20 protein-coding genes are annotated in these 24773 nt (G+C 70.0%); 8 read left to right on the top strand and 12 right to left on the bottom strand.

The window, feature by feature from the left end:
- Window positions 1–12: 12 nt before the first annotated feature.
- Both E1161_RS23820 and E1161_RS23815 read right to left on the bottom strand, forming a co-directional pair.
- Entirely contained in the window at window positions 13–2226 is a 2214-nt protein-coding gene (locus tag E1161_RS23820; protein WP_132626963.1) for a DUF6049 family protein, read from the bottom strand.
- Entirely contained in the window at window positions 2223–2792 is a 570-nt protein-coding gene (locus tag E1161_RS23815; RefSeq protein ID WP_132626962.1) for an NUDIX hydrolase, read from the bottom strand. The genes E1161_RS23820 and E1161_RS23815 overlap by 4 nt, the downstream gene beginning before the upstream one ends.
- 125 nt (window positions 2793–2917) lie before the next feature.
- On the opposite strand from E1161_RS23815, the gene E1161_RS23810 reads away from it, so the two are divergent.
- Complete coding sequence (locus E1161_RS23810) at window positions 2918–4402, top strand: CCA tRNA nucleotidyltransferase (protein WP_328591308.1); 1485 nt, start codon at window positions 2918–2920, stop codon at window positions 4400–4402.
- A gap of 151 nt (window positions 4403–4553) precedes the next feature.
- Window positions 4554–5126, top strand: coding sequence for a YqgE/AlgH family protein (locus E1161_RS23805; protein ID WP_132626961.1), 573 nt, complete (start codon window positions 4554–4556; stop codon window positions 5124–5126).
- Window positions 5127–5305: 179 nt separating this feature from the next.
- On the opposite strand, the gene E1161_RS23800 is transcribed toward E1161_RS23805, so the two are convergent.
- Window positions 5306–5707 (bottom strand): SdpI family protein, encoded by a 402-nt coding sequence (locus E1161_RS23800; protein ID WP_132626960.1) that lies wholly within the window; start codon window positions 5705–5707, stop codon window positions 5306–5308.
- Between the two features lie 290 nt (window positions 5708–5997).
- Here E1161_RS23800 and leuS point away from each other — a divergent pair, with 290 nt between their 5' ends.
- From leuS to E1161_RS23785, 3 genes are all read left to right on the top strand, one after another.
- Complete coding sequence (leuS, locus tag E1161_RS23795) at window positions 5998–8901, top strand: leucine--tRNA ligase (RefSeq protein WP_132626959.1); 2904 nt, start codon at window positions 5998–6000, stop codon at window positions 8899–8901.
- Window positions 8902–9126: 225 nt separating this feature from the next.
- Window positions 9127–11070 carry an acyl-CoA dehydrogenase family protein gene (locus tag E1161_RS23790; RefSeq protein ID WP_132626958.1) on the top strand — a complete coding sequence of 648 codons (1944 nt, stop codon included), beginning with the start codon at window positions 9127–9129 and terminating at the stop codon, window positions 11068–11070.
- A 144-nt stretch (window positions 11071–11214) separates the two neighbouring features.
- Window positions 11215–12162: a hypothetical protein gene (locus E1161_RS23785; RefSeq protein WP_132626957.1), complete on the top strand. Its 948-nt coding sequence runs from the start codon at window positions 11215–11217 to the stop codon at window positions 12160–12162.
- Here E1161_RS23785 and E1161_RS23780 read toward each other — a convergent pair whose 3' ends face one another.
- The 5 genes from E1161_RS23780 to E1161_RS23760 all read right to left on the bottom strand — a co-directional run bounded on the left by E1161_RS23780 (window position 12163) and on the right by E1161_RS23760 (window position 16798).
- Window positions 12163–13443 carry a cytochrome P450 gene (locus tag E1161_RS23780; RefSeq protein WP_132626956.1) on the bottom strand — a complete coding sequence of 427 codons (1281 nt, stop codon included), beginning with the start codon at window positions 13441–13443 and terminating at the stop codon, window positions 12163–12165.
- Between the two features lie 15 nt (window positions 13444–13458).
- Window positions 13459–13809 carry a DUF742 domain-containing protein gene (locus E1161_RS23775; protein WP_132626955.1) on the bottom strand — a complete coding sequence of 117 codons (351 nt, stop codon included), beginning with the start codon at window positions 13807–13809 and terminating at the stop codon, window positions 13459–13461.
- The gene (locus E1161_RS23770; RefSeq protein ID WP_132626954.1) at window positions 13806–14213 is read right to left on the bottom strand and encodes a roadblock/LC7 domain-containing protein; all 408 of its coding nucleotides are present in this window, start codon (window positions 14211–14213) and stop codon (window positions 13806–13808) included. The genes E1161_RS23775 and E1161_RS23770 overlap by 4 nt, the downstream gene beginning before the upstream one ends.
- Window positions 14210–15361, bottom strand: a complete 1152-nt coding sequence (locus tag E1161_RS23765) for an ATP-binding protein (RefSeq protein WP_235875264.1) — start codon at window positions 15359–15361, stop codon at window positions 14210–14212. The genes E1161_RS23770 and E1161_RS23765 overlap by 4 nt, the downstream gene beginning before the upstream one ends.
- Window positions 15362–16099: 738 nt before the next feature.
- Complete coding sequence (locus tag E1161_RS23760) at window positions 16100–16798, bottom strand: TetR/AcrR family transcriptional regulator (protein ID WP_132626952.1); 699 nt, start codon at window positions 16796–16798, stop codon at window positions 16100–16102.
- Window positions 16799–16987: 189 nt separating this feature from the next.
- Here E1161_RS23760 and E1161_RS23755 point away from each other — a divergent pair, with 189 nt between their 5' ends.
- On the top strand, window positions 16988–17254 hold the full coding sequence (locus E1161_RS23755) for a glutaredoxin domain-containing protein (RefSeq protein WP_132626951.1): 267 nt from the start codon (window positions 16988–16990) through the stop codon (window positions 17252–17254).
- 241 nt (window positions 17255–17495) lie between these two features.
- On the opposite strand, the gene E1161_RS23750 is transcribed toward E1161_RS23755, so the two are convergent.
- Window positions 17496–17780, bottom strand: a complete 285-nt coding sequence (locus E1161_RS23750) for a hypothetical protein (protein ID WP_132626950.1) — start codon at window positions 17778–17780, stop codon at window positions 17496–17498.
- A gap of 257 nt (window positions 17781–18037) precedes the next feature.
- Here E1161_RS23750 and ptsP point away from each other — a divergent pair, with 257 nt between their 5' ends.
- Window positions 18038–19672 (top strand): phosphoenolpyruvate--protein phosphotransferase, encoded by a 1635-nt coding sequence (gene ptsP / locus E1161_RS23745; RefSeq protein ID WP_132626949.1) that lies wholly within the window; start codon window positions 18038–18040, stop codon window positions 19670–19672.
- Between the two features lie 237 nt (window positions 19673–19909).
- Here the strand turns inward: ptsP and E1161_RS23740 are convergent, their stop codons facing one another.
- Both E1161_RS23740 and macS read right to left on the bottom strand, forming a co-directional pair.
- Window positions 19910–20587: a response regulator gene (locus tag E1161_RS23740; RefSeq protein WP_132626948.1), complete on the bottom strand. Its 678-nt coding sequence runs from the start codon at window positions 20585–20587 to the stop codon at window positions 19910–19912.
- Complete coding sequence (macS, locus tag E1161_RS23735) at window positions 20584–21759, bottom strand: MacS family sensor histidine kinase (protein ID WP_268951419.1); 1176 nt, start codon at window positions 21757–21759, stop codon at window positions 20584–20586. The genes E1161_RS23740 and macS overlap by 4 nt, the downstream gene beginning before the upstream one ends.
- Window positions 21760–21966: 207 nt before the next feature.
- Between macS and E1161_RS23730 the strand changes: the two genes are divergently transcribed.
- Window positions 21967–23163 (top strand): GGDEF domain-containing protein, encoded by a 1197-nt coding sequence (locus E1161_RS23730; RefSeq protein WP_132626946.1) that lies wholly within the window; start codon window positions 21967–21969, stop codon window positions 23161–23163.
- 234 nt (window positions 23164–23397) lie between these two features.
- Here the strand turns inward: E1161_RS23730 and E1161_RS23725 are convergent, their stop codons facing one another.
- Entirely contained in the window at window positions 23398–24591 is a 1194-nt protein-coding gene (locus E1161_RS23725; protein ID WP_132626945.1) for an AI-2E family transporter, read from the bottom strand.
- Between the last annotated feature and the right edge of the window lie 182 nt (window positions 24592–24773).

Raw genomic sequence — 24773 nt, 5'->3', positions numbered from 1 at the left:
TCGGCCACCCGGTCAGCCCTGGTCGCGGTTGCCCTCCGGAGCGGACTGGGAGGACGTCACCGTGTGCGCCAGCGGCTGCGTCTCCGCCTCGTCCACCGACTTGCGAGCTGCCAGGGTGCGCTCCCGGCGGGCCTTGGCCTTCTTCACGATCCGCCGCACCGACATCAGCACCAGCACGGCTCCGGCGATGCCGGTGAGCCACGGGATCATCGCGCCGTACTCGGTGGACTCCATCGGCAGCCGCTTGGTGGGGCCCAGCGGGGTGCCCGAGCCGGCGGTCACGCTGATGTCGACCATGAACCGGCCGGCGCGCTTCGCCGACGCCTCCAGCATGAACTGGCGTCGTCCGTTGGCGGGCACGGTGGCCAGGCCGCCGCCGAAGTCGTGCTGCACCTCGACCCCCGGGACGGTGGGGATCTTGAACCGGATGCCGACGGTGAACGGCAGGTCGTTGACGACGGTGACGGGGATCGGGCTGTCCGAGGACAACCGGTTGGTGGTGCCCGGGTACTCCTCGATGCGGACCTTGCGGAGCATGTCGTTGATCGGCCCGGTTGCTCGGCGGACCCAGTCCTCGGCCGCGCCGGAGTTGCCGCGCCAGGCGCTGGAGACGCCGTGCAGCAGTCCGTTGCGCAGCGGTGTGGTGACCCGGCCGGGCGAGACGGTCTGGGCGCGGTCTGACTCGGAGGATCGCGCCAGGTCACCGACCTTGAAGTTCTGCGCGGCCAGCTTGTCGATCACCTCGCGCGGGATCTCCGAGCCACCGGCCTGCACCGGGTAGGTCAGGTCGGCCTCGGCGAGCGTCGCCGGGTTGGGCGACGGCAGCGCGGTGAGCCGGATCAGCCCGTCGGCGTCCATCTTCGACATGCCGGTGAGCAGTCCGCGCAGGTCGTCGGCCCGCATGTTCCAGCGGCGGGGCGGCACCAGCACCGAGGTCGCGTTCGGGACGAATCCGCCGGTCGCCCGGAAGGCCAGTGCGCCGAGCGCGTTCTGCGAGGTCAGCGCGCCGCCGCTGGGCGGTGAGGGTTCGGTGACCTCCTGCTTGGTGTCGCGGTTGGGGTCCAACGCGGACGCCAGCAGCGGGTCGATCGGGATCGCGGTCCGGCCTTGGCCGCGCAGCTTGACCGGGGTCAGCGAGCCGGCCGGGACGTTCACCGCGCGGGTGTCCAGCAACATCGTCGACGGCAGGTCGCCCACGGGCTTCTCGGCCAGGGCGCCTTCGATCGGCCACATCACGTCGCGCGGTTCGACGCCGAGGCCGTCCGGGGCGCTGAGCAGCTGGGCGCCGTCCATCGCGCCGTTGACCAGGTCGCCGAGCCCGGCGCGTCCCAGCGCGACCACGTCAGCGTCGGCGTAGGGCAGCGGGATCACGCAGCGGCCGGTGGTGGCCTGGCGCAGCTTGGTCAGCCACAGGTCGGCGGCGGAGCGGCCGATGCCCTCGACGAGGGCGCCGTTGGGCTGGCGGACCTGGTAGCCGCCCTGCATGGCCTTCGCGGTGATCAGCAGGTCCGGGTCGATGGCGAAGCACAGCGCGTTGCCCAGCGAAGATCCGGCCGGGGCGCTGTCGCTGATGGCTTGCACGAGGTCGTAGAGCCGACCTCCGGGGGCCAGCGAAGTGGACAGCTGGTCGTCGACGAGCACCGCGCGACCGCCCGGCAGCGCTTCGCGCTCCAGCCGCGGCGCGTCGACGATCGGCACGACGAGGGTCGCCGGGGTGGCCTGCGCGGGGCGCATCGGCGGTTGTCCGGGGAGTGAGGTGACCGGCAGCAGGAACTGGGTTTCGGCGACCGTGCTGCGCCCGGCCTGGATGTTGACCACCAGCGGGTAGACGCCGGTCTGGCTCAGCTGCAGCGAATTCGCGCCGACCAGCGGTATGCGGACCTTGACGGGCCGCGACTGGCCGGGTTCGAGCCGGTCGGCGACCGGGGAGGAGGACGCCTCGGTGATGCTGCTGACGCCCTCGCGCATGGCGCGCTGGACGGCGGGTTCGCTGGTCGGCGGGGTGCCGCGCTCGATGCGGGCCTGGACGCCGTTCAAGGCGCGTCCGCTGCGGTTGGTCAGTGTGCCGCTGACGACGACCTCCCCCGGCGAGCCCGCGCCCACCACCGAAGGTGTGACCTTGGTCACGTCGAAGTCGGCTGAACTGCCGCTCTGCGCGGTCGCCGGTGTGACCGGCAGCATCGCGACCATCAGCAGCGCGCACAGCGCGGCCAGCAGAAACCTCACGCCTGCTCCGTCCCGCTCCCTCTCGTCGGTCGTGCCCCGAGGCGCTCGCTTCCAACGAGACCCACACCGCGATCGCCGTCGTCGCGCAGGCTCAGGGCCCGGCGCACCAGCCGGCGTTCGTCGGCGTAGGCCAACACCTCGTCCAGCTCACCGAGCGGCACCCATGCCACCTCGGTGACCTCCACGTCCTCGTCGGACAGCTCTCCGCCCACCGCATCCATCAGGAAGTGGTGCACGGTCTTGTGGATTCGCCGATTTCCCGCGACGAACCAGTAATCGATGGTGCCGATCGCGGTCACAACACGGCCGATGATGCCGGTCTCCTCAGCGACTTCCCGCACCGCGGTGTGCTCCGGCGTCTCACCAGGCTCGATGTGCCCCTTCGGCAGCGACCACAGAAGCCGCCCCCTGCGATCGAGCCTCCCGATGATCGCAGCTAGCCCGTGCACGCCGTCAATCACCAGCCCGCCCGCCGAGGTCTCGTCGACAGTCCGCAACCGACGCCGTCGGCGCCGGTTTCGACGCCCCGGCTGGGAACCGCCGGAGCGGCCGGGCGACGGGGGCATGCCCCTGATGGTAATTGCTCCAGGATCGCGTGGTCGTTCTGCTCAGCGGCGCGGGCGGTGGAACCTGGGCGCACTCCCGGGCGTGCGTCGTGGGCGGTCTCGCGTGGCCGATACCCTGGTTAATCGTGTCTAACGAGCAGCCCATCGGTTCCGGCCCGACGTCCCTGGAGCGGGACGCCCAGCGCAACGCGGTCGTCGAGCTGATCAAGGTCGCACCGGTCGCCGAGGAGCTCGGCAACCGGTTCGCCGCAGCCGGTCACCGGCTGTACCTGGTCGGGGGCAGCGTGCGGGACGCGCTGCTGGGTCGCCTGGGCACGGACCTGGACTTCACCACCGACGCGCGGCCTGAGCAGGTCCGCGAGCTGCTGACCGGGTGGGCGGAGACGATCTGGGACAACGGCATCCAGTTCGGCACGCTCGGTGCCTACCGGCACGGCACCACCGTGGAGATCACGACCTTCCGCGCCGACAGCTACGACCGCGTCGGCCGCAACCCCGAGGTGGCCTTCGGCGACACCATCGAGGGCGACCTGGTGCGCCGCGACTTCACCGTCAACGCGATGGCCATCCAGCTGTCCGAGCGCGCCTTCGTCGACCTGCACGGCGGCATGACCGACCTGGTCGACAAGCGGCTCGACACCCCGGCCGCGCCGGAAGATTCCTTCGCCGACGACCCGCTGCGGATGTTGCGCGCTGCCCGCTTCGTCGCCCAGCTGGGTTTCACCCCCAGCGACCGGGTGGTGACGGCGATGACCGAGATGTCGGCCGAGATCGCCCGGATCACCCCCGAGCGGGTGCAGGTGGAGCTCTCGAAGCTGCTGTGCGGCGAGTTCCCGAGGCGCGGTGTGGAGCTGCTGGTCTCCTCCGGCCTGGCCGATCACGTGCTGCCCGAGGTGCCGGCGATGAAGCTGGAGATCGACGAGCACCACCAGCACAAGGACGTCTACGGCCACTCGCTGACCGTGCTCGACCAGGCCGTCGACCTGGAGAGAGCGGCTGACCCGGACGCCGAACCGGACCTGGTGCTGCGGATGGCCGCGCTGCTCCACGACATCGGCAAGCCGGCGACGCGGCGTTTCGAGTCCGGCGGCGGGGTGAGCTTCCACCACCACGAGGTGGTCGGCGCGAAGATGACCCGCAAGCGGATGCGCGCGCTGCGCTACCCCAAGGACGTCACCAACCAGGTCGCTGATCTGGTGTTCCTGCACCTGCGGTTCCACGGCTACAGCGACGGGCAGTGGACCGACTCGGCGGTGCGCCGCTACGTCAACGACGCGGGTCCGCTGCTGCCCCGGCTGCACAAGCTGGTGCGCGCGGACTGCACGACCCGCAACAAGCGCAAGGCCAACGCGCTGCAGCGCGCCTACGACGACCTCGAGGAGCGGATCGATCGGATCGCCGCTGAGGAGGACCTGGCGAAGGTGCGCCCGGACCTCGACGGCAACGAGATCATGGGTCTGCTCGGTGTGGATCCGGGGCCGATCGTGGGCAAGGCGTGGAAGCACCTCAAGGAGCTCCGGCTGGATCGCGGACCCATGTCCCGCGAGGAGGCCGTCGAGGAACTCCACCGCTGGGCTCGCGAGCAGGGCATCGAAACCCCAGGTCAGTGAGCCTTCAGCGTTTCAGTATTAGTACTGAGTGGTGACCAGTGGTTGCTACTGCTGGCTGGTCATCATTCGTTCGTCACGATTTCCCGTTTTCCGCTCATCTTGTTGCGCGGGGAAGGGGTCAGCTCCGCCCATCCGGTGAGATCATGCGGAGGTGGGATCGGACGCTGAGGTGGAGCCGGGGACGCTGCTGGTCGCTGCTCCGCAGCTGATGGACAAGAACTTCCGGCGAACCGTCGTCTACGTCATCCACCACCGCGCGGAGGGCACCCTCGGCGTCGTGCTGAACCGGCCGAGCGAGGTCGCGGTGCACGACGTGCTCCCGAAGTGGGGCGACCACGCCACGCTCCCCCAGTCGCTGTTCGTGGGCGGACCCGTCGAGCAGCGCACGGCCATCTGCCTGGCGACGCTGCGAGCGGGTGAGGACGTCTCGGCGATCGAGGGCGTGGTGGGTGTGCGGGGCCCGGTGGGGATGGTCGACCTGGACGGGGACCCGGAGGAGCTCGCGCCCAAGGCACGCGGGCTGCGGTTCTTCGCCGGCTACGCGGGCTGGGACGCCGGACAGCTGGCCGGGGAGATCGACAGGGGTGACTGGCTGATCGTTCCCGCGTTGCCCGACGACGTCATCGCCGACCCCGACACCGAGCTGTGGCCGAGGGTGCTGCGCAGGCAGGGGCCGCCCCTGGCATTCCTGGCCACGCATCCCGGCGACGTGAAGCTGAACTAGTTGTCCACAGACCTGTGGACAACTGCCTGTGGACAACTTGGGGAGAAGTGCGTCGGTGCACGTCAAGCTTGCTTTGACCTGTGAGCACCATGTGCAGCCGCGAGCCCTCGTTCTCGCCAGTCGGTCCCGCGCCACCCCTACCGCCGAGGGAAGGGAGTCGCGCGGTTGTCTCGTTCCGGTCAGCCGCCGCAGCAGCCGCCCGCGCAGCCGCCGCAGCCACCGGCCGGAGCGGGGGCGGGCACGGTTTCCGCGGCCCGGTTGCCCACAACTCCGCCGAGGGTCATCAGCACGAACGCGCCGACCAGTCCGAGCACCGCGACCATCGCGACGCTGAACCCGCTCGCCAGCGCCGGCATCGAGGCCCCCGCCAGCGCGGCGATCGCACCGGCGGCCAGCATCGCCGGACCGGCGGCGCGGTTGGCGAGCTCGAACGCCTCCTCGCTGCGCATCGCGGCGGGAGTCCGCACGCCGACGTAGGTGTTGAGGGGCAGCGAACCCCGTAGGCCTCGGAACCCGAGCAGCAGCAGGGCCGCTCCGCCGAGGATCAGAACCGCGCAAAGGACCACCTGAACAGCGAGCACCCCAGCAGCCTAGACCTCCGCTCGCGGCCGATCGGCCGGACATCGGCCTGGGGTGCCCTGCCCCACAAGCCTGCCGCACGGCTGAGCGGCAACCGTTTTGCCTGGTCCGCTACCATGGATCCATGCGCGCGAGGCTGCTTCTTGCGAGGCCGCGTTGAGCCGGTAGGACCGGTCCGACGCGGCGACCCCTCATGCCCGACCTGGGCCTGGGGGGTTTTCCGTTTTCCGGGGGCGGCACACTAGAGCGCACGAACGCGCGCGTTCCGGCGGAGCAGGGAAGGACGCAGAACATGACTGGCCAGCCAGAAGAGGTCAACACAGCGGGGCCGGCCTCTTCTCAAGAAGAGGTGCCGCCGTTCCGCTACACAGCGGGCACAGCGACCGAGATCGAGCAGCGCTGGCAGCGGGAGTGGACCGAGCGCGGCACGTTCCACGCGCCGAACCCGGCGGGTTCGCTCGCTGACGGCGAGGTGCCCGCGGACAAGCTGTTCGTCCAGGACATGTTCCCGTACCCGTCCGGTTCCGGTCTGCACGTCGGTCACCCGCTGGGTTACATCGGCAGCGACGTCTACGCCCGCTTCCACCGGATGCAGGGCCGCAACGTGCTGCACACGATGGGCTTCGACTCCTTCGGCCTGCCCGCTGAGCAGTACGCGGTGCAGACGGGCACGCACCCGCGCGCGACGACCGAGGCCAACATCCAGCGCTTCCTGGGTCAGATCCGCCGGCTGGGCCTGGGGCACGACGAGCGCCGCCGCATCGCCACCACCGACATCGAGTTCTACCGGTGGACGCAGTGGATCTTCCTGCAGATCTTCAACGCCTGGTACGACGCGGACGCCGACGGGGGCAAGGGCCGCGCGCGGCGGATCAGCGAGCTGGAGGCCGAGTTCGCCGCCGGCGACCGCGCCACCCCGGACGGCCGCTCGTGGACGGAGCTGTCCGACGACGAGCGCCGCGAGATCGTCGACTCGCACCGGCTGGCCTACCTGTCCGAGGCGCCGGTCAACTGGGCGCCGGGCCTGGGCACCGTGGTGGCCAACGAGGAGGTGACCGCGGACGGGCTGACCGAGCGCGGCAACTTCCCGGTGTTCCGCCGCAACCTGAAGCAGTGGATGATGCGGATCACCGCCTACGCGGATCGCCTGGTCGACGACCTGGACCGGCTGGACTGGCCGGACAAGGTCAAGACGATGCAGCGGAACTGGATCGGTCGCTCGCAGGGCGCCAACGTGGTGTTCCCGGTCGGCGAGTCCGGTCGTTCCGTCGAGGTCTTCACGACCCGTCCGGACACCCTGTTCGGCGCCACCTACATGGTGCTGGCGCCGGAACACCCGCTGGTCGACGAGCTGACCACGGCTTCCTGGCCGGACGCCACCGATGACCGCTGGACCGGTGGCGCGGCCACCCCGGCGGACGCCGTGTCCGCCTACCGGCGTGCCGCGTCGATGAAGTCGGACCTGGACCGGCAGGAGAACAAGGAGAAGACCGGCGTCTTCACCGGTGCCCACGCGACCAACCCGGTCAACGGCACCCGCATCCCGATCTTCATCGCCGATTACGTGCTGATGGGCTACGGCACCGGCGCGATCATGGCGGTTCCGGGCCAGGACCAGCGCGACTGGGACTTCGCCACGGTGCTGGGGCTGCCGATCATCCGCACGGTGCAGCCGGCCGACGGGTTCGACGGCGACGCCTACACCGGTGACGGACCGGCCATCAACTCCGCGTCGGAGACCACCGGCCTGAGCCTGAACGGCCTGGACATCGCGGACGCGAAGAAGACCGTGATCGCCTGGCTGGAAGAGCACGGCCACGGCCACGGCACCGTGCAGTACAAGCTGCGCGACTGGCTGTTCGCCCGCCAGCGCTACTGGGGCGAGCCGTTCCCGATCGTCTACGGCTCGGACGGCGTGCCGCGCGCGCTGCCGGAGGACCAGCTGCCGGTCGAGCTGCCCGAGGTCGAGGACTACTCGCCGCGCACCTTCGACCCGGAGGACGCCGACTCCCGCCCGGAGCCGCCGCTGGCCAAGGCCGAGGCGTGGCGCCACGTCGAGCTGGACCTGGGCGACGGGCTCAAGCACTACGAGCGCGACACCAACGTCATGCCGCAGTGGGCGGGTTCCTGCTGGTACCAGTTGCGCTACATCGACCCGGACAACTCCGAGCGGTTCGTCGACCCGGTCAACGAGCAGTACTGGATGGGCAAGGACGCGCAGGCGCACGGCGGCAACGACCCGGGCGGCGTGGACCTGTACGTCGGCGGCGTGGAGCACGCGGTGCTGCACCTGCTGTACTCCCGCTTCTGGCACAAGGTGCTGTTCGACCTGGGCCACGTGTCCTCGGAGGAGCCGTACCGGCGGCTGTACAACCAGGGCTACATCCAGGCGTTCGCCTTCACCGACGCGCGCGGCGTCTACGTCCCGGCCGAAGAGGTCGAGGAGGAGGGCGGGAAGTTCTTCCACCAGGGCGAAGAGGTCTTCCGCGAGTACGGGAAGATGGGCAAGAGCCTGAAGAACTCGGTCTCGCCGGACGAGATGGCCGACGCCTACGGCGTGGACACGCTGCGGCTGTACGAGATGTCGATGGGTCCGTTGGAGGCCTCCCGCCCGTGGGTGACCAAGGACGTCGTCGGCTCGCACCGGTTCCTGCAGCGGCTGTGGCGCAACGTCGTCGACGAGAGCACCGGCGAGCTGCGGGTGACCGACGACGAGCCGGACACCTTGATGCTGCGTGCCCTGCACAAGACGATCGCGGGCGTCCGTGAGGACTTCGCCGAGCTGCGGTTCAACACGGCCGTGGCGAAGCTGATCGAGTTCAACAACCGGATCACCAAGACCTACGCGTCGGCCGCGGGCACACCGCGTTCGGTGGTGGAGCCGCTGGTGCTGATGGTGGCGCCGCTGACTCCGCACCTGGCCGAGGAGCTGTGGACCCGTCTGGGACGAACCGAGAGCCTGGCTCACGGACCGTTCCCGGTCGCTGACGAGCAGTACCTGGTCGAGGACTCGATCGAGTACCCGATCCAGGTCAACGGCAAGGTGCGCTCGCGCATCCAGGTCCCGGCCTCGGCCGACCAGGACGCGGTCAAGGCCGCGGCCCTGGCCGACGACAAGATCGCGGCGGCCCTGGACGGCGGGGACCCCCGCAAGGTCATCGTGGTCCCGAACCGCCTGGTCAACATCGTCGCCTGACCTGCCACCGCCACCTGCTCTCGCTTCGGGGCCTTCTGGGCCGGGGACGGGGTGGTGGTGAGCTTTGGTGTGGAGGGGTGTCCCCTGTGGGGGGCGCCCCTTCGTCGTGCTCGCGGCGGGGAGTGGCGGGTGCGGCACTACGCTGCGTGGTGAGCTACGTCGCATAGCGGGGTTACCCGTCGGTAACTACGGTGGGCGGCACCGGGTGGATGAGTGGAGGCCGCGATGATTAACCCCGCATTCGACGCAGGTGAGCTCCGCAGTCTGCTGGACGGGCGGTGGGCGTCCGTGCGCGAGGAGGTCCGCGACTCGCTCAGCGAGAACGACCTCGGCAACGCCGACGACCTCGACACCGAGAGCCACCGGGCGCGGACCCTGGAGCAGCTGCGCCTGCTGGCCAAGTCCGGCGTCCCCGGGCTCGGCTTCCCCGTCGCCCATGGCGGCAGCGGTGATCAGGGCGGTTCGGTGGTCTCGCTGGAAATGCTGTGCGGGAACCTCTCGCTGATGGTCAAGGCCGGCGTGCAGTGGGGCTTGTTCGGCGGTGCGGTCGTGGCGCTGGGAACCGAGCACCACCACGAGCGCTACCTGCGCGACATCATGAGCGCCGAACTGCCGGGCTGCTTCGCGATGACCGAGACCGGCCACGGCTCCGACGTGCAGAGCCTGGGCACCACCGCCACCTACGACCCGGCCACCCGCGAGTTCGTCGTCCACACCCCGCACGAGGCGGCGCGCAAGGAGTACATCGGCAACGCCGCGCGCGACGGGCGCGTGGCGGTGGTGTTCGCCCAGCTCATCACCGCGGGCCAGAGCCACGGCGTGCACGCGCTGCTGGTCCCGATCCGCGACGGGAGCGGACACCCCTGCGAGGGCGTGCGGATCGAGGACTGCGGGCGCAAGGCCGGTCTCAACGGCGTCGACAACGGCCGCATCTACTTCGACCAGGTGCGGGTGCCGCGCGAGAACCTGCTCAACCGCTACGGCGACGTCGCCGAGGACGGCACCTACAGCAGCCCGATCGACAGCCAGGGCAAGCGGTTCTTCACCATGCTCGGCACCCTGGTACGCGGCCGGATCTCGGTGGCCGGAACCTCGGGCGCTGCGGCGAAGCTGGCGCTGGAGATCGCGCTGCGCTACGCCGACGCGCGCCGCCAGTTCGACCGGCCGGGTGCCGGCGAGGAGGTCGTGGTCCTCGACTACCTGGCGCACCAGCGCAGACTCCTCCCGGCGCTGGCGAAGTCCTACGCCCTCCACTTCGCGCAGGAAGAGCTCGTCCAGGCCCTCGACGAGGTCGGGCGCGGCGACGACGAGCGGGCCCAGCGCGAGCTGGAGTCCCGCGCCGCCGGGCTGAAGGCCGTCACCACCTGGCACGCCACCCACACCATCCAGACCTGCCGCGAGGCGTGCGGCGGCGCCGGCTACCTCACCGAGAACCAGCTGGCGGGGCTCAAGGCCGACACCGACGTGTTCACCACGTTCGAGGGCGACAACACGGTCCTGCTGCAGCTGGTGGCGAAGGGGCTGCTGACCGACTACAAGGACCAGTTCCACGGGATCGGCACGTTGGGCTTGGCGAAGTTCGTCGCGGACCAGTTCGTGGGGGCGGTCATCGAGCGCTCCGCCGCGCACTCGATCGTGCAGCGCATCATCGACGCCTCGAACAAGGACGACATCCTCGACCGCGGCTGGCAGCTCAAGCTCTTCGACGACCGCGAGGCGCACGTCCTCGACGGCCTGGGCCGCCGTCTGCGGAGGGCCAGCAAGGACAACGCCTTCGAGGTGTTCAACAATGCGCAGGACCACGTGCTGCGCGCGGCCCGGGTGCACATCGACCGGCTGGTGCTGGAGGCCTTCGTCGCCGCTGTCGACCGCTGCCAGGACCCGCGCAACGCCGAGATCCTCGACAAGCTCTGCGACCTCTACGCGCTGTCGACCATCGAGGAGGACAAGGCGTGGTTCCTGGAGCACGAGCGGATCAGCCCGCGCAGGGCGAAGTCGGTCACCCAGGCCGTCAACGCGCTCTGCGGTGAACTCCGGCCGCACGCACTCGACCTCGTCGAAGCCTTCGGCACACCGCGCCAGTGGCTCACCGCCCCCATCGCCACCGGCGCCGAAACTTCCCGCCAGCACGCCCAATGCGCCCACGACAAGGCGAACCCACTCCCCTGACCAGTGGTTCCGCGATCTCGCGCGAAGTTCGGACTCGAACGTCGCGGATTCGCACCCTGGCCCCGAACGGGGGGTGGTGGGAACCGAAGCGGCTCGGGTGCGTCCCAGTGGGGTAGACATCGATCGCCACTGAGGGAGAAGACGATGAGAGCGCTGGTCCGGAAATCCGTTGTCGCCGCGGTGAGCGGCGCGCTCCTGCTGGGCGTGCCCGCTACCGGCGCTGCCGCTGAGACCGCGGCGATCGCTTGCGATGACGACTCCAGCGGCGAGGCCGCTTCCTTCTACAGCGGGCCGTCGGCGGGCTACACCTACGACGAGAAGTTCAGCGCGGGCCCGAAGATCCCGGGATTGCCCGAACACACCCCGCAAGGCCTGGCCGCGTGGAACGACTGGGACGGCGCGGGCAACGACCTGCTGCTGGTCAGCGCCTACGGCAAGGACGGCGCCAACGCCAAGATTTACGGCGTCGACCCCGCCTCCGGCAAGACCGTCGGCGACGTCGAGATCGCCGAAACCCACGCCAGCGGCATCGCGATCGCCCACGGCTGGGCGTTCGTGACGGGCAGGAACAACGCCGAGGGCCACTACACCATCCGCAAGTACGAGCTCAGCGAGCTAGCCGACGCGCTGAGGGCCGAAGGCAGCCCTTACGTCAAGCAGACCGGCGAGGCCCGCGAGGTCTACGGCGCGTCGTTCCTCTCCGGCGACGGGAACACGCTCTACGCGGGCAAGTACAGCCGCGACGGCCGCGAGAAGATGTACGCCTACAGCGTCGCCGCCAACGGTGAGCTGACCACCGGCAGGTCCTTCGAGATCCCGAAGGGCACGCAGGGCCTGATGGTCACCGGCGACAAGTTCGTCTACAGCACCTCGCTCTCCCGCGACGTGCGCAGCAACCTGTACGTGATTGACAAGGGCGCCACCGACATCGACATCCCGTCGACGCGCTGCTTCCGCTCGCCGAGCATGTCCGAGGGCATCGACGACTTGGGCGGCAACGCCTACGTGCTCTACGAATCCGGTTCCTACCAGTACCCGGACGCCCGCAACGTCATCGAGAACCTGCACAAGGCGCCGGTCGCAAGCCTGTGATCAACCGCCGCGCAGCCACCTGCTGAACGCGGTCCACCGCCCGGCGGGCCGGTTGGGCCCGGGCTCGCGCCGGACGACGGGGGCGGGTGAGCCGAGCCAGGGCCGGATCTGCTGGGGCGGCGGCGGGAACCGCACCGGCAGCGAGGCCAGGGACCGGTGGAACGGTCCGGACTTCCACTCCAGCGCCTCCGCGGGCACTGCGGGTTCGAGGTCCGGTAACCGGTCCAGGACGCGTTCGACGGCCGCGGTGCCCGTCATCCGCGCGATGCGCTGCGCGGGTGACGGGCACGCGTGCCTGCCCGCGCCGAAGGCGAGGTGCGCCCGGTTGCCCACGCGTCCGCCGGCGTCGACAGCCGGATCGGTGTTGGCCCCGGCGAAGCTGATCAGGAGGGGTTGGTCGGCGGGCACCGGGTTGCCGCCGACCTGCACCTCCCGGGTTGGGAAGACCGTGCCGTAGTTGGCGATCGGCGGATCGGACCAGAGCACTTCGTCGAGCGCGTCGGCCACCGGGAGGCTGCCACCGGAGAGGTCACCGGCGAACCGCTCGTCCACCAGCAGCAGTCGCAGCGTGTTGGCGATCAGGTTCTGCAGCGGCTCGCTCCCCGCGCTGCACAGCAGCGCGATCTGCTGCACGGCTTCGTCCTCGGTCAGCCCGGCCTGGTGCGCCAGCAGCCACGACACGACGTCGGGCCCCGGCCGGCTCCGCTTGGCGGCGACGAGCTCGGCGACGGCGGTGTCGAGCCCCCGCCCGTCGTCGACGCCGTCGAACAGCGCCAGCGCACCGGAGACGATCTCCTCCGAGATCACCGGTGGCGCCCCGCAGATGCGGGTGACCACCAGCAGCGGGAGCACCCGCGCGTACTGCTCCATCAGGTCGGCCTTGCCGTCGGGGGCGAACCGGTCGATGAGCGCGTCGCCGGTTTCCTCCAGGTGGGTGCGCAGTTCCCTGGTGTCGACCCGGGCGAGCGCGTCGGTCACGGCTCCGCGCAGCCGGGCGTGGGTGGCGCCGTCGGTGAACAGGCAGTTCGGCCGGTATGCCATCAGCGGCAGCACGGGGCAGCCCTGCGCGACGGTGCGCTGCCAGGTGCGCGGGTCCTTCGGGAAGTTGGCGGGATCGCGCAGCACTTGCAGGGCTTCGGCGTAGCCGAGCACGAGCGTGGCGGGCACGTCGGGCGCGATCTCCACCGGAGCCGTCGGACCCGCCTGGCGCAGCCGCCGGTAGACGGCCTGCGGGTCGGCGGCGAATTCCGGCCCGTGCAGCCGGGTTCGATCGTCGGTCACGAAATCTCTCGCTCTCTACAAGCTGGCACGAAGGCCGTCCAGGACGTCCTGCAGCAGCCCCATGTCCGGTGCCTCCAAGTCGTGCTGGGCGCTGCGGGTGACGATGTGGCCGCTGTCCAGCAGGTCGCCGAGCAGCACTTTCGTGACGCTCAGCGGCAACTCGAGGTGTCCGGCGATCTCAGCGACGGGGGTCGCCCCGTCGCGGCAGAGGCGGAGCACGCGCCGCATCTCGGGGCCGGCCGTGCCTGTCGGGGCTTCGCGCACCGCGTAGACCTGGGTGTCCATCTCGAAGGTGTTGCGCGACGGTCGCGCCCGGCCGCGCGTGACGACGTGCGGCCGGACCAGTGCGCGCTCACCACGCTTCACGCGAACTCACCGACGCGTAGCTCGGCGCTGAGTTCCTTCCCGAGCCGTTGGACGAGTTCCATCAACCGGTGGGTCATGGTCTCCACGTCCACGCCGTGTCCCGCCGACGCGGCGACGTAGGCGCGCGGTCCTGCGGCGACGAGGAAGACGTAGCCGTGGTCGTACTCGGTGATGGTCTGCTGCCAGGACTTCTCGGTCGAGCCGCAGAAAGCGGAATTGGCCCGTGCCAGCGCTTGCAGGCCGGACATGGCGGCGGCGTGCCGCTCGGCGTCGTCGGAGGTGATGTCCGCGGAGTGGGCCATCAGCAGGCCGTCGGAGGACAGCAGGATCGCGTGCCTGGCCTCCGGGATCCGCAGTGCCTCGTCGAGCATCCACCCCAGGTCGTGTTGCCGGTTGCTGTTCATGGCGCGGAGGTTCCCTTTTCGTCGTCCGGTTCGTCCTCGGACCCGCGACCGGTGAGGCTGCCGCGTTGCCACGCGCCCATCACCGATGGCTTGCCCATTCCCCAGTTCCCGTGCTCGGCGGACTGCGCAGGCACGGCGTGGCTGCGGCGCTGCCGCTTCGGCAGGCCCGTGCTGGTCTGCCGATCAGCGGCGGCCGGTTCGTTCATCGCAGGTGCGGGCGCCGGTGTTTCGGCCTTGGCGAGCAGTTCGTTGGGCAGGAACAGCACCGCGCGCATGCCCCCGTAGGGCGAGGAGGCCTCCACGAAGACCTTGAACCCGTAGCGCGCGGCGAGCACGCCTGCGAGCGCGAACCCGATCTGCGGCGGGTCGCCCAGCTTGTTGATGTCGACGACTTCCCGGCCGGTGAGCAGCGCTTTCGCGCGTTCGCGGGCGTCGGGGTTCATGCCGACCCCGGCGTCGTCGACGACGATGGACAGCCCGTTGTGGGCGGGCTGGAAGTGCACCTGGACGTGCGTGGCGGGCTGCGAGTAGCGGGCCGCGTTGTCGAGCAGTTCGGCGAGCGCGAGCACGACGGGTTCCACGGCCCGGCTGGACACCGAGAGCTCGCTCTCTGAGTGCGCTTCGATCCGCAGGTAGTCGCGGATCCGCGAGGTCGCCCCGCGCACGACGTCGAGCACTGGCGCGGCGGATCTCTGCTGGCCGGGCCAGGTCCCGCACAGCACGGCGGTGGCCTGGGCACGCCGCACGAGCTGCGAGTTCGCGTGGTCGATCTTCATCAGGCCGGCGAGCACGGCGGGGTCGTCGTGCTCGTGCTGCATCTCGGTGATGGCGAGCTGCTGCTCGTTGGCGAGGCTCTGCACGCCGCGCATGGTGGAGATCAGCGTGGCCTTGGCGGCGCGGTCGGCGCGCTGCCTGGTTTCGTCGGCGAACCCGGCGAACTGGCCGATGGCGGTTTGCATCTCCTGGTGGAAGGGGGTGTCGCCCAGGTTGGGCCGAAGCGGTCCGGGCACGTCGATGGGCAGCCCCCGTTCGGCGTCCATCAGCGCTGGGAGTCGTCGCGTGACCAAGTGGTGGGCTTCTTCATCGCGCAACCGGATCTGGAACTTGAGGCGCTGCAGGGAAACCAGGAAGGCCAGCAGAATGACCACGATTGCCGCTAGGGCAACCCACAATGCCACGTCCACTTGGGAGTGCTCCGTCGTTAGCGTGCGGGAATGAGATCGAAAGCGCAGGGATCGTCGAAGTTACCACGGTGGCGGTGCGACATTCGGAAGATCTCCAGCTCGCCAACAAGCACTGATCGTGACGGATCACACCGAATGACCAGCGAAGATGCGACCTGAGTAGCGTGCCATTGCGACACTCGCGTGATTCGATGTACCCCGTCTGATCAACATTTAATCGCGCTCAGTGACAACGCGGGGGTGATTGCCTGGCGCTCCGCCGAACGACGGAAATCTGCGAACCGGAGCAACCGAATTCACCACCCACAATCACGAAATCCGTATCGGATTCCCCGATCTGATGAACCTTGAGCAACTGTCCTCGCCCAGTAGTTACAATGTCATGTTTCTGATCAACTCAACCCGCCGAAAATGATCAGCGGGGTCCACTCTTCCCCAGGTGTCCGGGCGTCCTCGTCTTCGGTCGCGGGGCGAGGGTCAGCTTCGGGAACCGCCCATGCTCGAGGCCGGTTCTGCCGGGTCAGTTCGGACCATCCGACCCGGGGGTGCTCCCGCCCGCGAGGCCTGGCGGGATCCGCTGGCGGACTCCGCGGACGGTTCGCCAGCACACCCACATCGGATCGGTGAGAGCGGAGTACCGCAGCAGTTGACGGATTCATGCTCACCTGGACCCGGCGGCCCTCCGACCAGGCCGAGTCAGGATCAGGTCAGGCCGCTCTCCTCCGCCAGCTCGTGCAGGGTGGCGTCGAAGAGCTGATCGGCGTGGAACAGGTCGAACGGGAAGCGGCCGAAGACCTCCAACGCGATGTGCCCGTAGAGGCGCACCCACCAGCGCATCAGGAAGTAGACCGCCTCGGCGTCCATCGCCTCCGGCGGCATGTCGATGCCCTCGTGGGAGAAGGCGTCGGCCAGCGACTTCTGCTGCGCCGACAGGTCCGGCAGGTCGACCGGCGCCTTGACCTTCTCCTCCGCGTTCGGGTTCTCCGACATCATCGGGGCGACGATGCTCAAGAACACGCCCGCGAACCGGTCCGGCTGCCGGGAGCGGTCCTTCGGGGTGGCGAAGACCAGCGCGAACTCCTTCGGGTGCGCCAGCGCCCACGCGCGGAACCGGCGGCAGACCGCGAAGGTGCGGTCCAGGAAATCCTCGCTAGCCGGGTCGAAGGCCGTCGACAGCTCGTCGGAGAGATCGGCGCAGATGTCGTCGCACAGCTGTCGCAGCAGGTCTTCGCGGGAGGCGTAGTAGCGGTAGAGGGCGGGCGCGGTGATGCCCAGTTCGCGCGCGATCGCGCGCAGCGTCACCGCGTCGCTGCCGTGCTCGACGAGCAGCATCCGAGCGTGCCGCCGGATGTCCTGCTCGGTGGCTGCCCGCGCTCGCTCGCGCGGTGACAGCTCCGTCATGTCCCCAACCTCTCGGTCCGCTGATGGCGTCCACCTCGTGGGACGTCGGTCAGACCGTAACGGGCGTCACCACCGGGCTCCAACGTCGGCTGTGCTCGCACACCATGAGCTGCGTCTCGTGCGGATGAAATCGGTGCCGCGGTTGTACAAGCTCGAGAGCAACAGCTGCGCGGGGAACCTGGAGGTCGGATGTCCGCCGAGCAAGTCACCGTCTACAGCAGGCCGGGCTGCCCGTTCTGCATGTCGCTGCGCGCCGGGCTGAGGCGCTCCGGCCTGGAGTTCCACGAGGTCGACATCTGGCAGGACCCGGAAGCGGCGAGCGTCGTGCGCTCCATCGCCGACGGCAACGAGACCGTGCCGACCGTGGTGCTCGGCGACTGGAAGGCGGTCAACCCGTCGACCCGCGAGGTGGTCGCCGCGGTGGCCGAGCACGCCCCGCACTTGCTTCCCGCCTGATGAGGTTTCGAGCTGAGGGCCGACCGCACGGGGGGCGTTGCGGGCGGCCCACAGCAGGTTGCGATCGTCGATGGCGCGAATACCGACGAGCGACAACCTGTTCAGTTTGACGGCAGCTCCCGGGGGAAAGATCCACCTTGGCCACGAAGTTCGCTCGAACGGTGGATCAAAAGCGGAATATTCATTTGTGCCCGAGAGCACACGATTCTCGCGATCCACGGCGTTATCCCTGGTGAGGGCTTCAATCGCGCCTCTCGTCCGATCTTTCGCGGGGTTTGCTCGGATCGCGGTTGTCGGGTGCCCCGGCCGAAGCGACCGGGGACTGGGACGCGCCGTGGTGGCTGGTGTCGACCGGGTCTCCTGGAACGGGATCCACCCGGCCGGGGCCCTCGGCGCGGGGGTCGGTTCCCCGGTCATCATCGGCCGGCTTGGGTTGGGCCGCGAAGAAGCTGGCGAAGGCGGCGAGCTGTTCGGCGAGCCGGTCGACGTCGAGTTTCGGTTCGATGTGCGTCGCGGTGAATGTCATGGCTCTAGCCTGCGATTTCAGGGGTGGGAGCCGGATCCGTACGGCTACTCAGTTGTTACCTATGAGTAATGCCACCCGCTGCTGCATCCGGGTGACGTAGGAACCCACGGTGGGTAGCGGGACTGCACGCTGGCTCACACGATCAAGCCAAACGGGAAGCACGTCCTTACGCTGGTCGTCAGCGGTGCGTTCTCGTGTGTGGTCGTATCCGCGCCGAGCGCTTCTGCTGTGCAACTCGGAAAGGTATGGTCTAGACCATGTCGCGTTTGACTGGTGTCGGAGTCAGCTCCGGCCGCGCCGCCGGACCGATCGTCCGGGTCGCCGAACCGCTGCCCGAGCCCGCCGCCACGCCCTCCCCGGCCGACCAGGTCGCCGAAGCCGCGCGAATCCGTCCCGCCGCCGAGGCGGTGGCCGAAGGGCTGTTCCAGCGCGCCGCCAGGGCCGGAGGTGATGCCAAGGCCGTTCTGGAGACCACCGCCGCCATGGCCATGGACCCGGCTCTGACCACGCAGGCCGAGCAGCTCGTCGCCACCCGGTCGCTGCCCGCTGCCCGCGCCGTCTACGAGGCCGCCAACGGGTTCGCCGACGCGCTGCGCGTCGCCGGCGGCTACATGGCCGAGCGCGCCCGCGACGTCCACGACGTGCGGGACCGGATCATCGCCGAGATCGACGGCGTCACCCCGCCCGGCGTTCCCGAGCTCTCCACCCCGAGCGTGCTGGTGGCGCGCGACCTCGCGCCCGCCGACACCGCCGACCTGGATCCGGAGCTGGTGCTCGCGCTGGTCACCGAAGAGGGCGGGCCCACCAGCCACACCGCGATCCTCGCCCGTGCGCTGGGGATCCCGGCGGTCGTCGCGGTGCGCGGGGTGCTGGAGGCCTCCGGCGCAGGCGCCACCGTCGACGGCGACGAGGGCGACGTAGAGCTCTCCGACACCGAGGTGGCCGTGCAGGTCGCCGAACGACCCAAGCACGCGCACTGGAACGGTGTCGGCCAGACCTCCGACGAGGTGCCGGTCAAGGTGCTCGCCAACGTCGGATCGGCCACCGACTCCACCACCGCGGTCGCGGCCGGGGCGCAGGGAGTCGGCCTGTTCCGCACCGAGTTCTGCTACCTCGGCGCCGACGTCGAACCCGACGTCGCCACTCAGCGCTCCGCCTACGCCGAGGTGCTCGCGCCTTTCGCCGGCAAGCCCGTGATCGTGCGGACCCTCGACGCCGGCGCCGACAAACCGCTGTCGTTCCTCGACATGGGCGCCGAGCCGAACCCGGCGCTGGGCGTGCGCGGCCTGCGCGTGGCGTTCGACCGGCCCGACCTGCTCGACTCCCAGCTCGAAGCGGTCGCCGGTGCCGCGCAGGACTCCGGTGCCGAGGTGTCGGTGATGGCGCCGATGGTCGCCACGGCGGACGAGGCCGCTTGGTTCGCCGAGCGCGCCCGCGCCAACGGAATCGATCGAGTCGGCGTGATGATCGAGGTCCCGGCCGCGGCGCTGTCCGCGGCGGAGATCCTGCAGGCGGTGGACTTCGTCAGCATCGGGACCAACGACCTGGCCCAGTACGTCTTCGCCGCCGACCGCATGGTCGGGGCGCTCGCCGGCCTCAACGACCCGTGGCAGCCTGCGCTGCTGCGGCTCATCGCGATGGTCGGGCGAGCGGGTCGCCAAGTCGACAAACCGGTGGGTGTCTGCGGGGAGGCCGCCTCCGACCCGCACCTGGCCGGTGTCCTCGCGGGCCTGGGAGTCACCAGCGTGTCGATGAACGCCTCGGCCGTCCAGGCCGTCGGCGCCGCGCTCGCCCAGCACCCGCACGCCACGTTCCGCAAGGCGGCCGAAGCCGCGTTGGAAGCACCGAGCGCGGCGGCGGCGAGGCAGACGACCAAGACGACCCTGGCCTAGGGGCTGTTGAGGACTTGGTTCGCAGGGTGCGGGTAGCAGGAATCCACCGAATGGGGAAGCGCAGCGGTTCCGCGGACTCCGTGCGCGACTCCTGATGTGCTCCGCTCCTCCGTGGGGTCCACATCGGCGACCCGGCGCACTCGCCGCGAAACCGCTCAGGACCTGCGGCGGTGCGAGCTGATTCCCACACCTCAACAGCGGCTCAGCCGCGCCTCGAACGGGTCGCAGGGGCCGAGGTCAGTTCTCCCCTTCGGACCCGCCGTCCTGGTCGAGGCCGTGCTCGATGGCGTAGCGGGCCAGCTCCACGCGGTTGTGGAGCTGGAGCTTGCGCAGGGTCGACTGGACGTGGTTCTCGACCGTGCGGTGGGAGATCACCAGCTTGTTCGCGATCTGCCGGGCCGTCATGCCCTTGGCGACCAGCCGCAGCACCTCGGTCTCGCGCTCGGTCAGCTGCGGGGCCTGGTGCTCGGAATCCGGCGTGATCGCCATCCGGCGGTACTCGCCCAGCACCAGCCCCGCCAGACCCGCCGTGAACACCGCGTCGCCGGCGGCGGTGCGGCGGACCGCGTCCACCAGCTCCTCCGCCGAGGCGGACTTGACGAGGTATCCCGAAGCCCCGGCCTTCACGGCCTCCAGCACGTCGGCGTGCTCACCGCTGGCCGACAGCACCAGCACCCGGGTCCCGGGGATCTCCTGGGTGATCTGCAGCGTGGCCTGAACGCCCGAGGTGTCGCCGAGGTTGAGGTCCATCAGCACCACGTCCGGCGTCACCGTCTGCGCGATGCGCAACGCCGACGCGGCATCGCTCGCGGTGGCGCGGACGTCGAAACCGCGCTCGCTCAAATCGCGCGCGACCCCGTCCCGCCACATCGGGTGGTCGTCCACGACCATCACGGTGACCGGCGGTTCGCTCATCGCTGTCCTCCTCGGCGGCGTTTCGGCTCCGGAACGCGCGGGACCCGGACTTCCCACTCGGTGCCCTCGCCCGGCGCGGTGTCGAGACTGATCTTCCCACCCAGGGCCGCGACCCGACCCCGGATCGATTTCGCGATTCCCATCCGCCCTTCGGCGGCTGCTTCGTCCAACCGCCCGTCGGGGATGCCCGGTCCGTCGTCGCGGACGCTGAGCACTACTTCGTCCGGCAGCTCCTCCAGCAGCACCCAAGCCTGGGCCTGAGCGCCCGCGTGCTCGTCGACGTTGGCCAGCGCTTCCCGGACCACCGCCGCGAGGTCGGCGCTGAGCTGCTCGGTCAGCCGAACCGGGTTCCCCGGGACCGACACGTGCACCCGCGCGGTGCGGAACACCTGCAGGCGGGCGGCCAGATCCGTCTCACCGTCCTCTGTGGTCTCCGGCTTCGTGGCGATCAGGGAGCGCAGCTTGATCTCCTGCTCGCCGGCCAGTTCCGCCAGTTCGGCCGCCTCACCGCCGAGCTCCGCGCCGCGCCTGCGGACCCGCGCTAGCACCTGCAGCACGCTGTCGTGGATGGACCGGGCCAGCCGTTCCCGTTCCGCGGTGGCGGCTTCGGCGCGCAGCGCCTGCGCGAGCCGTTCGGTGGAGCGGCGCGCGGTGTCGGAGTTCAGGCCGATCACCAGACCCACCCCGACCAGCAGCAGCGTGTCCAGCGCCATGTCCGATCCGGTGCGGCCTCGGACCAGCAGATTGCCTGCGGCGGCGAGGATTCCGGTGGCGACACCGCCCTTCATCCCCCACTGCACCGCCGCCGCGGTGACCCCGGTGGAGTGCCAGACCGTCACCACCGAGGGGTCCGAGGAATTCATGTGAGCCTCGGTGAGGATGAACTCGTTGAGCAGGAACAGCGCGTTGACCACCACGACGTCGGCTGCCACCAGCCGGTTGGTGCGTCCGGCTCGGGTCCGGTAGCGCCAGACCGTGAAGGCCGTCCACACCGCCATGCAGCTGATGCACATCGCCGCCAGCCACGGCCGCTCGTAGGAGTCGAGGAACATGAAGAACATGAACGTGGCGTAGAGGAACGTCACGACGCGAAAGACGTTGTGCCCTCGCCACAGCGGCGTTCGGCCGTCCGCCACCTGAGGTGGCGTCGGCGATGCTTGCCAACCGGTCAACTCGAACTCCTCCCGAGCGCCCATCCTGCCCCACGCGGACTCCGTTGCGGAATCGCGTGTGCGGGAAAGAGAAATGCGTCGCACTGCTCCGAAGCGCCGATCCGCGACGCCCGGTTGGGGGCGTCCGCTGCGAAACGTCGTTCCCGTTCTCACGTTGTGCTTCGGTGTGCTCATTCGCTGTGCCAGGCTCCCGACGGGAGGTGACTGATGGGCGGTTGGTTGTTGTGGCGTATGCGCCCTGCTGCGATCGGCTACGTCCTGTTGGTCCAAGCGCTGGCACTGGCGTTGGTTGTGCTCGTGTTCGTGACCGGGCAACGACCGGACTCCGACGACCTGCTGGACTTCGCGGTCCTCGCCTCGACCGCCGGCGCGACCATCGTGATCACCTCCGTGTCGATCAACCTCCGGCGGCAGGTCCGGCGCAACCCGTGGACGCTGCACATCGTCTACCTGGCGGCCGGGATCCTGTTGCTACCGACCAACCTCCTGGTCCTGCTGCTGCTCGGGCCCACGCTGCACGGCGTCCTGCGCGACCGGCCGGAAGCGCACCGCTGGCTGTTCACCACCGCGGCCACCACCGTCGCCACGTTCGCCGCGCGGCTGGTCGCTGGGTGGAACGAGCCGGTGTGGACGGCGGTGAACTTCTTCGCCGTCGGCGTGGTGCTGCTGGTGGTGCGCGCCTCGGTGGTCGCGGGCGGGATCCGGTTGCGCACGCCCGGCGCTCCGCGCACCACAGTGCTGGGTGAGCCGATCGACGTGCTGCTGGGCATCGTCGCGGCCAGCCTCGGCGGACTGCTCGCGGTCGCGATGTCGGCGGAGCCGCTGGCCGCGCTGCTCGCCGGGCCCCCGATGGTCCTGCTGGACCTGGCCAGCCAGCTGCCTCAGTGGCGGCGGACCGCCCAGCACGACGGAAAGACCGGTCTGGCCAACTCCTCGCACTGGGAGCGCATCGCGCGCGTCGAGCTGATGCGCGCCCGGCAACGGCAGCAGCCGGTCGCCCTGCTGCTGCTCGACCTGGACCGCTTCAAGCGGGTCAACGACGAGCTCGGCCACCTGGCCGGCGACACGGTGCTGGCCGAGTTCGCGAACATGCTGCAGGACAACGTCCGCAGCGAAGACCTGGTGGGGCGCTTCGGCGGCGAGGAGTTCGTGGTGCTGCTGCCCGGGACCCAGGGGGAGACTGCCTACCGGATCGCGGACCGGATCCGGGTGTCCACGGCCGCTCTGTCGGTGGACACCCGGGACATCCACGGCGACCAGCGGGAGCTCACCGGGCTGACGGTGAGCATCGGCGTGGCGACCACCGGCCGGTTCGACTACGAGCTCACCGATCTCCTGGTGGCCGCCGACGCCGCGATGCTCGGCGCCAAGGCAGCCGGACGCAACGTCGTGACCGTCGCTTGAGCGCGGTCAGGACTCACCTTGCGGCCGGGTGCGGTGGCGAAGATCCCGAACGGGGAAGTGCAGGGGCCTCTGGGAGCGTCTCTTCCGCTTGCCCCGGGTGGGCGTCGGTGTAGCGGCGTCCACCCGGAGAACCGCTGAGGAATCCCCCCGGGGGGCGACACGCGGTGCGAGTTGAGCCCACACCTGCAACAGCGCGGTGCGCCGCATCGCTCAGCCCTCAGCCGCGGGGGGTCTTCAATTTTCCTTCTCGTCGTCCTCCGGGCCTTCGCCCGTGGGCTTCTCCTCGGCGGGCTCGGGGTCGGTGTCGGTGGATGCGGACGGGTCCACGGGGACGCCTGTGGTGTCCGGGAGCTCGTCCTCGACCGAGATCAAAGACCGGACCGCGGCGTTGAGCACCGCGACCAACGGGATCGCCAGCAGCGCGCCGACGATGCCGTTGATGACCACGCCGATGCTGATCGCCAGCACGACGCCCAGCGCGTGGATTCGCACCGCGCGACCGAGGATCAGCGGCTGGAGCACGTTGCCCTCCAGCTGCTGGACCAGCAGCACGATGCCGACCACGATCAGCGCCACGACCCAGCCCTTGGTCACCAGCGCCACCAGCACCGCGACCGCACCCGAGGCGACCGCACCCACGATCGGCACGAACCCGCTGAGGAACACCAGCGCGGCCAGCGGGATCGCCAGCGGAACGCCCAGGATCACCAGCCCCAGGCCGATGCCGAGCGCGTCCACGACAGCGACCAGCGCGGTCGCGCGCACGAAGCCGACCAGCGACGTGAACCCGGCGATTCCCGCGTTGTCCACCCGCCGGCGGACCTGGCGCGGCGCCAGGCGGACGACGAACAGCCACACGCGGCGGCCGTCGTAGAGGAAGTAGATGAGCGTGAACAGCGCCAGCACGATCCCGGTCAGCAGGTTGCCGAAGGTGCTCGCGGTGGACAGCGCGCCGCTGGTCAGGACCGCCTGGTTGGACTGCAACCAGTCACGCGCCTGCTGGATGTAGTTGGCGATCTGGTCGTCGTTGAGGTGCAGCGGCGAGACCGCCAGCCACTGCCGGACCGCTTCGAGGCTGGCCACGACCTGGCGCTGCAGGTCCGGGAAGCCGTTGATGAAGGCGTTGACGACGAAGGTCAGCACACCGCCGACCACCGCGAGACCGCCGACCAGGACCATCGTCGTCGCCAGCGCCCGGGGCACCTTGCGCCGGGCCACCCAGGACACCGTGGGTGCCAGCAGGGCCGCCAGCAGCAGCGCGATCGCCACCGGGATCACGACCACGTAGATCCGCGTGATGATCATGCCCGTCACGTACAAGGCGGCGGCGATCACCAGCAAGCGCCAGCTCACCGCCGCGGAAACCCGCAGAACCCGTGGGATCGCCGTCGAGGCGTCGTCGGGCTCGCTGATCTTCAGGTCGCTCACACCGCCACCGTATCCCCGATCTCGACGCCGCATCCCCACAACCGGCACCCCCACAACCGGCACCCCCACGAGCCTCCGCCCTCGACCGCACCGGGTTGACCTGAACACCGCCGTGTCCGGCCCCCGATCACGGCGGTACTCGGGACCGCCGTGATCGGGTCACCGCGGGGTGGGTGGGGTGC

The organism is Saccharopolyspora aridisoli (assembly GCF_004348445.1).
In the GTDB taxonomy this organism is placed as follows: Bacteria; Actinomycetota; Actinomycetes; order Mycobacteriales; family Pseudonocardiaceae; genus Saccharopolyspora; species Saccharopolyspora aridisoli.
The sequence above is the reverse complement of the archived record's forward strand: the minus strand, read 5'-3'. Positions and strand labels throughout refer to the sequence as shown.

Coding starts and splice junctions, on each gene's coding strand:
- E1161_RS23730 (WP_132626946.1), top strand. CDS start 21,967: ATGGGCGGTTGGTTGTTGTGGCGTATGCGCCCTGCTGCGATCGGCTAC.
- E1161_RS23770 (WP_132626954.1), bottom strand. CDS start 14,213: ATGAACAGCAACCGGCAACACGACCTGGGGTGGATGCTCGACGAGGCA.
- leuS (WP_132626959.1), top strand. CDS start 5,998: ATGACTGGCCAGCCAGAAGAGGTCAACACAGCGGGGCCGGCCTCTTCT.
- E1161_RS23790 (WP_132626958.1), top strand. CDS start 9,127: ATGATTAACCCCGCATTCGACGCAGGTGAGCTCCGCAGTCTGCTGGAC.
- E1161_RS23755 (WP_132626951.1), top strand. CDS start 16,988: ATGTCCGCCGAGCAAGTCACCGTCTACAGCAGGCCGGGCTGCCCGTTC.
- ptsP (WP_132626949.1), top strand. CDS start 18,038: ATGTCGCGTTTGACTGGTGTCGGAGTCAGCTCCGGCCGCGCCGCCGGA.
- E1161_RS23815 (WP_132626962.1), bottom strand. CDS start 2,792: ATGCCCCCGTCGCCCGGCCGCTCCGGCGGTTCCCAGCCGGGGCGTCGA.
- E1161_RS23760 (WP_132626952.1), bottom strand. CDS start 16,798: ATGACGGAGCTGTCACCGCGCGAGCGAGCGCGGGCAGCCACCGAGCAG.
- E1161_RS23785 (WP_132626957.1), top strand. CDS start 11,215: ATGAGAGCGCTGGTCCGGAAATCCGTTGTCGCCGCGGTGAGCGGCGCG.
- E1161_RS23750 (WP_132626950.1), bottom strand. CDS start 17,780: ATGACATTCACCGCGACGCACATCGAACCGAAACTCGACGTCGACCGG.
- E1161_RS23740 (WP_132626948.1), bottom strand. CDS start 20,587: ATGAGCGAACCGCCGGTCACCGTGATGGTCGTGGACGACCACCCGATG.